The following is a 12,069-nucleotide window of genomic DNA, read 5'->3' on the forward strand; positions in this document are numbered from 1 at the left end:
AGCAGGTCGAGGTGTGGGGCGTCGAGCTGGAGAACGGCCAGCGGGTGACCGTCGGCAGTGAGGCGCAGGCCGTCGCTTTTGCCCGCCAGGCCGGCAGCCGACCGACGCGCATTGCCCGCCGTGAATCTTCGCTGATCTCCGGTACTCCCGAACAGGTTAAAGCCCGGCTTGACGCGCTGCAGGCGGAAGAACAGTTGGATGAACTCATCATTGATACCCCCATTAGCGACGGGCCAGCGCGCCTGCACTCTCTGCGCCTGCTGGCGCAGGCTCACTACGGCAAGGAGGTGCTGAATGTCCTTTGAACAACAACTGATTAGCTGGCGGCGCGAGCTGCACCAGAACCCGGAGCTCTCCCTGCAGGAGGTGGCCACCACCGCGCGGATCCGTGACTGGCTGCAGAGCGGCGGGCTGACCCTGCTGCCCTACGATCTGAAAACCGGGCTGGTCGCCGAAGTCGGCAGCGGCGACAAGGTGATTGCCCTGCGGGCGGACATCGACGCGTTGCCCATCGAGGAGGCGACCGGTCTGCCTTACCGCTCGCAGAATCAAGGGGTAATGCATGCCTGCGGCCACGATATTCACACCAGCGTGATGCTGGGGGCGGCGCTGCTGCTGAAGGAGCGGGAAGCGGAACTCCCGGGGCGGGTGCGGATCCTGTTTCAGCCGGCGGAGGAAAATTTTGGCGGCGCGAAAACCCTGATCCGCGCCGGGGCGCTGGAGGAGGTGTCGGCGATCTTCGGCATGCACAATGAGCCCGGCCTGCCGGTGGGCGAATTTGCCACCCGCGGCGGCGCGTTCTACGCCAACGTCGACCGCTTCGTCTTCAAAGTGACCGGGAAGGGGGCGCATGCCGCCCGCCCACATGAAGGAAGGGATGCGATCCTGCTGGCCAGCCAGCTGGTGACGGTGCTGCAGAGCGTGGCCAGCCGGGAAGTGAACACCCTCGACTCGGTGGTGCTCAGCGTGACGCGGATCCAGGGAGGCAATACCTGGAACGTGCTGCCGGAGAGCGTCGAGCTGGAGGGGACGCTGCGCACCCACAGCAGTGAAGTGCAGCAGCGGGTCAAGGCCCGGGTCAGCGAGATTGCCGCCGGTTTCGCCAGCGCCTTTGGCGCGCAGATTGACGTCTTCTGGTACGCCGGCCCGACGGCGCTGGTCAACGACGCCCGCTGGGCCGATTTCGCCAGCGAGGTGGCAGCCCAGGCCGGGTATCGCACCCACCATGCCGATCTGCATCTCGGTGGCGAAGATTTTGCGGTCTATCTTCAGCATATTCCCGGGGCGTTCGTCAGCATCGGCAGCGCCAGCGAATATGGTTTGCACCATCCGGCATTTAATCCGGATGAACGGCTGATTGCGCCCGCGGCGCACTATTTCGCCCGTCTCGCGGAAGAAGCGTTACAACACATTTAACGAATGACAGGGGAAGGGGTAGCTATGTCTGAAAATCGACAATTGCGTCTGGGAACCATATTGCATGGCGCATCGGGAAATATGTCCGCCTGGCGTCATCCGGCGGCCCAGGCGGACGCCAGTATTAATTTTGATTTCGTCACCCAGACGGCGCTAAAAGCAGAAGCGGGGAAGCTGGATTTTATTTTTGTCGCCGACGGTTTATATATTAACGAAAAATCGATTCCCCATTTTTTAAATCGCTTCGAACCCTTAACGGTACTTTCCGCGCTGGCCGCGATCACCCGGCGACTGGGGCTGGTGGGGACCTTATCGACTTCGTACAGCGAGCCGTTTACCACCGCCCGCCAGTTCGCCAGCCTTGACCATTTAAGCCAGGGACGGGCGGGGTGGAACGTGGTCACTTCCCCGCTGGAGGGGTCGGCGAAAAACTTCTCCCGGGCCCAACATCCGGATCATGCGCTGCGCTATCGCATTGCCGATGAATACCTGCAGGTGGTGAAAGGCTTATGGGATTCATGGGAAGAAGATGCCTTTGTGCGCAATAAGGAGACTGGCCAGTTCTTTGATAAAAATAAACTGCATACGCTCGATCACCACGGCGATTTCTTTAAAGTCGCCGGGCCGCTGAATATTGCCCGCACGCCGCAGGGCCGACCGATTATTTTCCAGGCCGGCGCGTCGGATGACGGCAAAAAATTAGCCGCACGCCACGCCGATGCCATTTTTACCCATCAGGACTCGCTGGCCGAGGCGCAGGCATTTTATCGGGATGTCAAAAGCCAACTCGCCGCATATCAGCGCAGCCCGGACCAACTGCATATTTTCCAGGGCGTCAGCGTCATCGTCGGGGATGACGCCGAGGACGCGGAGCGGCAGTACCAGACCACCGCGGCGTTGGTCTCCATCGAGGATGCGCTGAATTATCTCGGGCGCTATTTCGAACACCATGACTTTTCGCAGTACCCGCTTGATGAACCGTTCCCGGATATTGGCGACCTCGGACAAAACAGCTTCCGCAGCACCACCGACGAGATTAAACGTCACGCCCGCGAGCGGGGGTTAACCCTGCGCCAGGTGGCTCTGGAGGCAGCCAGCCCGCGTCCGCGCTTTACCGGCACCGCCAGCGATGTCGCTGATGGCCTGCAACTGTGGTTCGAGCAGCACGCGGCGGACGGCTTCATTATTCAGGGCGGCACGCCGGAAACCTTCCCGCGCTTTGTGGATGAGGTGGTTCCGCTGTTACAGGCGCGCGGACTGTTCCGTCGCGACTATCCGGGCACCACCCTGCGGGAAAGTCTGGGTCTGGCGCTACCCGCTAATCAATTCCAAAAATAATAAAAGAGAATCACGCTATGCAGAAAACAACACTCTTGCTGGCCGTCGCGTTGGTATTTAGCGCCTCATCGTGGGGTCAGGACGTCAAGATCAATGGCACCGGAGTGAGCCTGGAGGCCAACAAAACGCCGATTCACACAGCGAAAAATCCGCAGGCCATTGCCCTGTTGCCGCAAGATCTGCATCTGGCGGTGCCGGGGAAATTCACCGTCGCGGTGGCGGCCCTGAACTCTCCGCCGCTGACGGTCTTTGCCGATGACAACAAAACCCTGCTCGGCAGCGAGGCGGATATCGCCCGGCTGGTGGCGGAGAGCCTCGGGCTGGAAGTAAACGTGGTTCCCACTTCATGGGAAGACTGGCCGCTGGGGGTCACCTCCGGCAAATATGATGCCGCGATCAGCAATATTACCGTCACCAAAGAGCGGAAAGAGAAGTTCGATTTCGCCACCTACCGCAAAGACTCGCTGGGCTTCTACGTCAAAAGCACCAGCCCGCTGAGCAAGATTGACAAAGCGGAAGATATCGCCGGGCTAAAGATTATTGTCGGCTCCGGCACCAACCAGGAGGCGATCCTGCTGGCGTGGAACGCGGAGAACGTCAAGAAGGGGCTGAAGCCGTTTATCCCGGTCTACACCAAGGATGATGCCGCCCAGACGCTGGCCCTGCAGACCGGACGAGCCGACGCCTTCTTCGGCCCCAACGTGATTGGCGCGTGGAAGGCGGCGCTGACCGGCAAAACCAAACTGGTGGGCAGCGTCGATGGCGGCTGGCCAAAAGCGGCGCACATCGCGGTAACGCTGAAAAAAGACAGCGGGCTGGTGAATGCCGTCCAGGCGGCGCTGAACGGGGCTATCGCCAGCGGGGACTACGCCAAAGTGCTTAACCGCTGGGGCGAAGGGGTGGAAAGCATTCCGCAATCGGAAATCAATCCGCCCGGACTGGGCGACTGACAGGAGGCGCGATGAGCGAAGCATTCCGCGATATTTCTCCGGAGGCTCCGGAGCTGCAGCCGATTATTAGCGGGCTGTTTGCCGAATATGCCGCCCGCTACGGCGACTATTTTTCCCGCGATGTGGAAGTGGAGTTAAGTGAGTGGTATGTGCCGCCGCAGGGGCTGTTTATTGTCCTTGAGCGTGAGGGCGAAATTATCGCCACCGGCGCGTATAAGCCGAAGGATCGCCACACCGCAGAGATCAAACGTATCTGGACGCACCGCCGTCTGCGCCAGCAGGGGCTGGCGGCGAAGGTGGTCCAGGAGCTGGAACGACGGGCGGTGCTGGCCGGGTACAGCCATATCTACCTGACGACCGGTTTCCGTCAGCCGGAGGCGGTAAAGCTCTATCTCAGCCAGGGGTATGAGGCGCAGTTTGACCTCACGAGAGACCCGGAAGAGTACAGTCAGCCGCCGTACGATGGCCGGCTGCGGTTCACTAAAGCGCTGGCGGTGAGCGCCTACAGCCACAGCGCCTGAGGAGGCATTATGCATTCATCTGAAACGATCAAAGTGGTGCCGGCGCGCTATCCGCTGCGGGTGGTCGGGGCTCTGGTCGCCCTGCTGGTGCTGGCGGTGGTGATCCAGTCGGTGGCCTTTAACCCGCGCTGGGAGTGGGGCGTCTTCGCCCGCTGGTTCTTCGACCCGGTGATCCTCGAGGGGCTGGGGCAAACTCTGCTCCTGACCCTGCTCGGCACGGTGTTAAGCGTGATCTTCGGCGGCCTGCTGGCGCTGGCCCGTTTGTCCTCATCGTGGCTGCTCAGCAGTCTCGCCTGGGGCTATATCTGGCTGTTTCGCTCGCTGCCGCTGATTGTGGTGCTGATCATTCTCTATAACTTTTCCTATCTCTACGACACCCTGTCGCTGGGGATCCCGTTTACCGGCGTGACCTGGGCCAGCTATCAGACCATTAACGTGCTGGGGCAATTCTCCACGGCGGTGGTGGGCCTGACCCTGGTGCAGAGCGCCTATACCGCGGAGATTATTCGCGGCGGCTTTCTCGGCGTCGACCACGGGCAGTATGAAGCCGCCGCCGCACTGGGGCTACCCGCCTGGCGGCGCACGCTGCGCATTATTCTGCCGCAGGCGCTGCGCACCATCCTGCCATCCGGCTTCAACGAGATCATCAGTCTGGCCAAGGGAACGGCGATGGTGTACGTCCTGGCGATGCCGGAACTGTTCTACACCATCCAGATGATCTACAACCGTACCCAGGAGGTGATCCCGCTGTTGATGGTCGGCGCCGCCTGGTATCTGGCGATCACCAGCGTCCTCTCCGCCATTCAGTATCTGGTGGAACGGGGCCTGGCGCGCAGCGAGCGCCGCTCGGCGGTAAACAGCGCCCGCAGCAGCCGTCTGAATCAACCCGCACGTCAACCACAGCCGCAGGAGGCCGTTCATGCCCAGCTCTCATAATGGCCATATCTCTATCACCGGGGTCAGCAAATACTATGGCCGCCACAAGGCGCTGGACGATGTGTCGCTGGAGATCCCCCCGGGCACGGTGACGGTGATCCTCGGCCCTTCCGGCTCGGGCAAGTCCACGCTGCTGCGCACCATAAATCACCTCGAACGGGTCGATGAGGGATTTATTCAGATTGACGGCGACTATATCGGTTATCGCCGCAAAGGCGACAAGCTGTATGAGATGAAAGAAAAGGAGATCCTCCGCCAGCGGATCAACGTCGGCTACGTGTTCCAGAACTTTAACCTGTTTCCGCACCTGACGGTGCTGGAGAACCTGATAGAGGCGCCGATCGCCCACCAGCAGGTCACGCGCAAAGAGGCCATTGCCCGTGCCTATGAACTGCTGGACGTCGTCGGACTGCGCAATAAAGCCGACGCCTGGTCGCGGCATCTCTCCGGCGGCCAGCAGCAGCGTATCGCCATTGCCCGGGCGCTGGCGCTGAACCCGCGGGTGATCCTGTTTGATGAGCCCACTTCGGCGCTGGATCCGGAGCTGGTGGGCGAGGTGCTGGATGTGATCAAAAAGCTGGCACGATCGGGCACCACCCTGGTGGTGGTCACCCATGAGATTGGCTTTGCCCGCGAGGTGGCCGACCAGGTGGTGTTTATGGTCGACGGCAGGATCGTCGAGCAGGGCAGCAGCGACGAGGTGCTCAACCATCCGCAGCATCCGCGTACCCGGCAGTTTTTATCCAGGGTGCTGCCGTCATGAACAGAGCGCTAATGACCCTTGTTCTCAGCGCTTTTGCCATGAGCGCTCACGCGGCGCTGGATCTGCGCGCCAATGAGCAGCCATTGCCGGTCACCCGCGACCCGCAGGCGATAGCGAAAATTCCGCCGGGCTATCGCTTCGTCGAGCCGGGGACGCTAACGGTGGCGATCTCGGCGCTCAATTCGCCGCCGCTGGCCCTGCTGGCTAGCGACAACCGCACGCGGATCGGCAGCGACCCGGATATAGCCCGCCTGCTGGCCGGAAGCCTTGGCCTGAAGCTCAGGCTGGTGCCCACCGCGTGGGAGGACTGGCCGCTGGGCATCGCCTCCGGCCGCTACGATGTGGCGCTGATCAATATCGCGGTGACCGAGAAGCGCAAAGAGAAGTTCGATTTTGCGACTTACCGGGTGGACTCCCTGGCCTTCTCGGTGAAATCCACCAGCGATATCGCCGCGGTAAACGGACCCGCCGATCTCGCGGGGCGCAAAGTGATCGTCGGGTCCGGCACCAATCAGGAGCGGATCCTGCTGGGCTGGAACGAGGACAACCGCGCCGCCGGACGGCCGCAGGCCCAGCCGGTCTACCTGACCGATGATGCCTCCGGCAACCTCTATATCCAGTCCGGGCGGGCGGATATCTTTTTCGGCCCGCAGTCGGTGGCAGCCTATAAAGCGGCGCTTAACGGCCAGACCCGGGTGGTGGGCCTGGGGCCGAAAAAAGCGTGGGTGGCGACAACCACCAAAAAAGGCAACGGCCTGGTCTTTGCCCTGCAGGCAGCCCTCGACGGGGCGATTGCCCGCGGTGAATATCAGCAGGTGCTGGCGCGTTGGGGGGAGCAGGGCGAAGCGGTGGCGCAGTCGGTGGTCAACCCGCCGGGGATAACCTACTAAAAAACCGCTGTTTCGCCGGAGTACGATGCGAAACAGCGGAGGCGAATGCTCGCCAGGGTCATCAATCAAACGGTGCGCGGAGTGAGCGTCAAGCGATCCAGCGGTCCAACGATAAACAGATAAGAGAACAGGCCCAGCACGCCCATGGAACCGACGTAGAGGATGGCGTAATCAAACGAGTGGGTGTCGGCGAGGATCACCCCGATGACCAGCGGGGTAATGATGCTCGCCAGGTTGCCGCACATATTGAACACGCCGCCGGCAATACCGAGCATCTCTTTCGGCGAGGTGTCGCTCAGCACGCACCAGCCGAGATTCCCGAAACCTTTGGCAAAGAACGCCAGGCTCATGGCGGCGATCACCACCACTTCCGAAGAGGTGTAGTTGGCGACGACAATGACGCAGGAGAGCAGCATGCCGCAGATCACCGGGAGCTTACGGGCGGTGGTCAGACTGTAACCGCGTTTCAGCAGCCAGTCCGAAAATACGCCGCCCAACAGGCCGCCGATAAATCCGGCTATCGCCGGGATACTGGCGACAAACCCGACCTTAAGGATTGACATGCCTTTGGCCTGGTAGAGATAAGTCGGAAACCAGGTGAGGAAGAACCAGGTAATCGATGTGACGCAGAACTGACCGATATATACCCCGATCATCATACGATTGACGCAGACACTTTTAATCTGCGCGAGAGTTAATTTTTGCGGCGTTTTTTGGCTACCTAATTCCGGTACGCCGCCGCCTTCACGAATATAATCGAGCTCCTGTGGGTTAATTTTAGGGTGATGTGAAGGATCCTTAACTTTTAATAGCCAGAATATTCCCAGTACCACCCCAATAGCGCCAATATAATAAAAGACATAGTGCCAGCTTAAATTATGCAGAATGATGGTCATCAGCGGCGTAATTATTCCCAGCGAAATATACTGCGCGGCCTGATAGACCGAGGTGACAAATCCACGCTCTTTATTGGGGAACCACTGGACGCTCAGGCGACTGTTGGCCGGAAAAGCGGGCGCTTCAATGGCGCCCATCATCAGACGCAGGATCACCAGCACTACCAGCGGACTGGCAAACAGATAAATAGTGCCCTGAAACATAGTGACGACCGACCAGCCAATCAGTGCGCAGCCGTAGACCAACCGCGAACCATATTTATCCAGCAGCCAGCCGCCGGGTATTTGCATAATAACATAGGAAATACCAAACACCGAAAAGGCCAGGCCCATTGCTTCAGGGTCAAAACCTAACTCTTTACTCATAATCGGCGCGACAACAGACAAGGTGGCCCGGTCTGCATAATTAAATACGGTCGCAAGAAATAAAAAAACTAATATACCGTAACGCACGTTGCTGCGTTTTATTTGCTGTTGCATGTTATTCAACTCCTTTGCAGGGTTGTGAAGACACGTCATCTTTCATGCTGCGTTGATGCTTGCTGACGGATTTCGTGTATTGCGAGTACAACGGGGCAGAGGTTTATCCCCGGTGGCGCTGCGCTTATCGGGGCTAGCGGTCCTCAGTGGTCTGCGGACCGGTAGCCCGGATAAGGCGTGGACGCCGTCATCCGGGAAAAGACATTACGGGCGTGTTCCAAACTCGCAGCTTTGCTGGGTCCAGCGGCGGGCCTGCTCGCTGAGGGTGAAGCCCAGACCATGGCGTTCGGAAACCCACATCCGGCCATCGCGCAGTTCTAACTGCTCGTTAAACAGCGGGTTCAGCCACTCGAAGTGCTCCAGCCACGGTTCCAGCGGGTAGGCGGCGGCGAGATGCAGGTGCACTTCCATGGCAAAGTGCGGGGCCAGTTTGCGGCCGTGCTTCGCGGCCAGATCCATTATTTTCAGGAACGGGGAGATCCCGCCGACGCGCGGGGCGTCCGGTTGCACGAAGTCGCTGGCGTTGCCGAGGATCAATTGCTCATGTTCGCGGAAGCTGGTCAGCATCTCGCCGGTGGCAATCGGCGTATCCAGCGCGGCGGCCAGCTGCGCGTGTCCTTCAACGTCATAGGCATCCAGCGGCTCCTCAATCCAGATCAGATTGAACGGCTCCATTTTGCGTCCCATGCGGATGGCGGTTTCGCGATCCCACTGCTGGTTGGCATCGACCATCAGCGGGAAGTCATCGCCCAGCAATTCGCGCACTGCCGTCAGACGACGGATATCCTCGGCAGTATTAGGCTGACCGACTTTCAGTTTAATCCCGCCGATGCCGTTTTCACGGGAGATAGCCACGTTTTTCAACACCTGATCCAGTGGGGTATGCAGGAAGCCGCCGGAAGTGTTGTAGCACTGCACAGAATCACGATGTGAACCCAGCAGTTTGGCCAGCGGTAGACCGGCGCGTTTGGCTTTCATATCCCACAGGGCAATATCGATAGGGGAGATAGCTTGTACCGCCATTCCGCTACGGCCGACGGAAGCCCCGGCCCACAACAGTTTGGTGTAGATCTTGTCGATGTCGTTTGGATCTTCGCCAAGCAGATTATCAGCTATCTCTTTGGCGTGAGCGTAAATGCCCTGGCCGCCCGCACGTTTCGAGTAGCTAAAGCCGACGCCGGTGAATCCATCCCGGGAGTGAATTTCCGCGATGATAATCGCCACTTCGGTCAGCGGTTTTTGGCGACCAGTCAGCACTTTGGCATCGCTGACGGGAGTGGCCAACGGCAGAAAAGCCAGCGACAGCTTGACGTGTTCAATGCGGTCACCGGTTTCTGCGGCGGTTTTGACGCCGAAAGCTTTGGCGTAGGTTACGGACTCGGAATTGGCGCTTGAGGTCATAATGGTGTCCTTTTTGGTAATAAAATGATTGCGCTATCATTTGTAATGGTGAAATGATTTTGACGCTACATTAGTGGTTTTAATTTGTACAAACGATCACAATTGGCCGTTATAAAGGTGTAAATTATGTTGTCCAAGTCACGATCCAAAACAGTTTGTGAAAAGTGACAAGCAAAAATGATAGCGATAACATTTGGTATTGCAGGTCTTTGATTCTGTTAGGGGAGACGCGGCGGGCGCTGGCAATTGCGTGGGGCATCATCAATAATGCCCACAGGAAACGACTTAACACAGGGGCTTAGCCGTGAAAAGCAAAAAACCGACGCGGGCGCCGACGCTGGAGGATGTGGCCCGCAGCGCCGGGTTGTCGCCGATGACGGTCAGTCGGGCGCTGAATACGCCCCAACTGGTCAGGCCAAAAACGGTAGAGAAAGTGATGCAGGCGGTGCAGTCTACGGGCTATATCCCCAATGCGCTGGCCGGCGGCCTCGCCTCCAGGCGCAGCAAGCTGGTGGCGGTCGTGGTACCGCAAATCAATAACAATATGTTTGTCGATACCATCCAGGCGCTGAGCGATACCCTGGCGGCGCGCGGCTACCATATGCTGCTGTGCGTAGCGGGCTATGACCGGCAGACCGAAGCCGAGCTGGTCTCCACCTTGCTTTCGCGGCGCCCTGATGGCGTTGTGTTAACCGGCATCCAGCATGCACCGCTGTTAAAGAAAACGATTCTTAACGCCGCCACGCCGGTGGTGGAAATCTGGGATCTCACCCCGACGCCGCTGGATATGCTGGTCGGTTTTTCCCATGAAAAAGTTGGCGAAACCATTGGCGAGTACGTGCTGGAGAAAGGCTACCAGCGACCAGGCCTGCTGTGGGCGGGCGATGCGCGCGCGATGTTGCGTAAGCAGGGGCTCTGTGCCCGACTGGCTAAAAAAGGGCTGGACGATGCGCCTCAGGTTGAAGTGCCGCTCCCGGCGTCGCTGGCGCTGGGGCGACGCGGTCTGGCGGAGCTGCTGGCCGCCGGCGAGTTTGATGTGATCATCTGCAGCTCAGACACCCTCGCCCAGGGGGCGATTATGGAAGCCGAAAGCCGGGGGCTACGCGTACCGCAGGATCTGGCGGTGATCGGTTTTGGCGATCTGGATTTCGCCGCCAGCAATCGTCCAGCCATCACCACCGTCAGCGTCGATCGCCATGCCATCGGTGAACGGGCAGCCACGCTGCTGGCTGACCGCATCGAAGGGGGAGAAGAAAGCGGGGTGATTATAGATATCGGCTTTCAGCTGGTGGCACGAGAATCGGCGTAGGCCAGGCTTTTCAGGGCATGGTGTGCCGGGTGGGTGAGCGGCAAATTTCTGCCTACACTTAGGCTTTACCCTGGAGGCAGACCATGATAACCGTTTATGGCGTGCCGGGATGGGGCTCGACGATTAGCGAGCTGATGCTCTCCCTGGCCGATATTCCCTACGAGGTGGTTGACGTGGAGGGCTTTGACCAGCCCGGTCCGGCGCGCGAGCGTCTGCGGCAGATTAATCCGCTGTGCCAGGTGCCCACCCTGAGGCTGGCCGACGGGAGCATCATGACCGAAACCGCCGCCATCGCGCTGATGATCCTCGACCAGCGTCCCGATCTGGCCCCCGCGCCGGGGACGCCACAGCGTCCGCAGTTTCAGCGCCTGCTGGTCTGGCTGGTGGCCAATGTCTATCCTACCTTTACCTATGCCGATTATCCGGAACGCTGGGCGCCCGCCGCCGCGGAGCAGCTGGTGGAGAATTGTCGCCAGTACCGGAAAAATCTCTATCTCTGGTTCGAACAGCAGCTGGCCGCCGGGCCGTGGGCGCTGGGCGCGTCGGTAACGTTGCTGGATTGCTATATCGCGGCGATGTACCGCTGGGGACCCCGCCAGGCGTGGTTTGACGACCACGCGCCAAAATTCGCCGCCATCGCCCGGGCGGTCTGTCAGCGACCGGAGCTGGCCGCGGCGCTACGCCGTAACAAGCTGATTTAACGCACGCGATGCCAACCATAACGGCCATTCTGTGGTAGCGTTATGGCTCTCATCACAAGGAGTCTTTGCTATGCCGCATGTTGATATTAAATGCTTTCCCCGTGAACTGACTGATGAACAAAAAACCGCGCTGGCCGCCGACATTACCGAGGTGCTGATCCGCCATCTGAACAGTAAAGAGGGCGCGGTCAGCGTCGCACTCACTCAGGTTGAGCCGGACGCGTGGCAGGCGGTGTGGGACAGCGAGATCGCCCCACAGATGGCGCAGTTGATTAAGAAGCCGGGTTATAGCATGTAGTTGCCACTGGCGGGCATGATGTCCGCCAGTGACACTCGGTCAGAACCAAATCTCCGTCTGCACGCCGAAGTTCCATATCCCACCGGCGGTAAAGCCTTTGCTGCCGAAATCGTCGAGAACGGTTTATTCGTCGAGGGAGTTTGCCCGCACATGACGGCCGCTGGCGACAA

The 12,069-nt window shown here is 59.6% G+C and carries 10 protein-coding genes and 3 pseudogenes; 10 read left to right on the forward strand and 3 right to left on the reverse strand.

Translation table 11 applies throughout. The features are described 5' to 3' along the window. The 7 genes and pseudogenes from HMPREF1024_RS21350 to HMPREF1024_RS21315 all read left to right on the forward strand — a co-directional run. Window positions 1–305: pseudogene (locus HMPREF1024_RS21350) on the forward strand (alkane 1-monooxygenase); the annotation flags it as partial. Then, window positions 295–1,416: a M20 peptidase aminoacylase family protein gene (locus tag HMPREF1024_RS21345; RefSeq protein ID WP_004180131.1), complete on the forward strand. Its 1,122-nt coding sequence runs from the start codon at window positions 295–297 to the stop codon at window positions 1,414–1,416. The pseudogene HMPREF1024_RS21350 and the gene HMPREF1024_RS21345, both read left to right, overlap by 11 nt. A gap of 24 nt (window positions 1,417–1,440) precedes the next feature. Next, a pseudogene (locus tag HMPREF1024_RS31660) lies at window positions 1,441–3,704 on the forward strand (NtaA/DmoA family FMN-dependent monooxygenase). An 11-nt stretch (window positions 3,705–3,715) separates the two neighbouring features. Further along, the gene (locus HMPREF1024_RS21330; RefSeq protein WP_009307758.1) at window positions 3,716–4,225 is read left to right on the forward strand and encodes a GNAT family N-acetyltransferase; all 510 of its coding nucleotides are present in this window, start codon (window positions 3,716–3,718) and stop codon (window positions 4,223–4,225) included. 9 nt (window positions 4,226–4,234) lie between these two features. Continuing rightward, the gene (locus tag HMPREF1024_RS21325; RefSeq protein WP_004189808.1) at window positions 4,235–5,161 is read left to right on the forward strand and encodes an amino acid ABC transporter permease; all 927 of its coding nucleotides are present in this window, start codon (window positions 4,235–4,237) and stop codon (window positions 5,159–5,161) included. Then, window positions 5,145–5,924 (forward strand): amino acid ABC transporter ATP-binding protein, encoded by a 780-nt coding sequence (locus tag HMPREF1024_RS21320; protein ID WP_002906697.1) that lies wholly within the window; start codon window positions 5,145–5,147, stop codon window positions 5,922–5,924. Before HMPREF1024_RS21325 ends, HMPREF1024_RS21320 begins: the two co-directional genes overlap by 17 nt. A 38-nt stretch (window positions 5,925–5,962) precedes the next feature. After that, window positions 5,963–6,814, forward strand: coding sequence for a transporter substrate-binding domain-containing protein (locus HMPREF1024_RS21315; protein ID WP_074183216.1), 852 nt, complete (start codon window positions 5,963–5,965; stop codon window positions 6,812–6,814). 65 nt (window positions 6,815–6,879) lie between these two features. Here the strand turns inward: HMPREF1024_RS21315 and HMPREF1024_RS21310 are convergent, their stop codons facing one another. Both HMPREF1024_RS21310 and HMPREF1024_RS21305 read right to left on the reverse strand, forming a co-directional pair. Then, entirely contained in the window at window positions 6,880–8,190 is a 1,311-nt protein-coding gene (locus HMPREF1024_RS21310; RefSeq protein ID WP_009307760.1) for an MFS transporter, read from the reverse strand. A gap of 204 nt (window positions 8,191–8,394) precedes the next feature. Beyond that, entirely contained in the window at window positions 8,395–9,591 is a 1,197-nt protein-coding gene (locus tag HMPREF1024_RS21305; protein WP_009307761.1) for an L-talarate/galactarate dehydratase, read from the reverse strand. Window positions 9,592–9,895: 304 nt separating this feature from the next. Between HMPREF1024_RS21305 and HMPREF1024_RS21300 the strand changes: the two genes are divergently transcribed. The 3 genes from HMPREF1024_RS21300 (at window position 9,896) to pptA (ending at window position 11,899) form a co-directional block, all read left to right on the forward strand. Next, window positions 9,896–10,900, forward strand: a complete 1,005-nt coding sequence (locus tag HMPREF1024_RS21300; RefSeq protein ID WP_009307762.1) for a LacI family DNA-binding transcriptional regulator — start codon at window positions 9,896–9,898, stop codon at window positions 10,898–10,900. Between the two features lie 83 nt (window positions 10,901–10,983). Then, window positions 10,984–11,601, forward strand: a complete 618-nt coding sequence (locus tag HMPREF1024_RS21295) for a glutathione S-transferase family protein (RefSeq protein WP_004175955.1) — start codon at window positions 10,984–10,986, stop codon at window positions 11,599–11,601. A gap of 70 nt (window positions 11,602–11,671) precedes the next feature. Continuing rightward, window positions 11,672–11,899, forward strand: coding sequence for a tautomerase PptA (gene pptA / locus HMPREF1024_RS21290; protein WP_004891592.1), 228 nt, complete (start codon window positions 11,672–11,674; stop codon window positions 11,897–11,899). A 39-nt stretch (window positions 11,900–11,938) separates the two neighbouring features. On the opposite strand, the pseudogene HMPREF1024_RS31665 reads toward pptA, so the two are convergent. Continuing rightward, window positions 11,939–12,037: pseudogene (locus HMPREF1024_RS31665) on the reverse strand (hypothetical protein); the annotation flags it as partial. Window positions 12,038–12,069 lie beyond the last annotated feature (32 nt).

Source organism: Klebsiella sp. 4_1_44FAA (assembly GCF_000238715.1).
Classification (GTDB): domain Bacteria; phylum Pseudomonadota; class Gammaproteobacteria; order Enterobacterales; family Enterobacteriaceae; genus Klebsiella; species Klebsiella pneumoniae.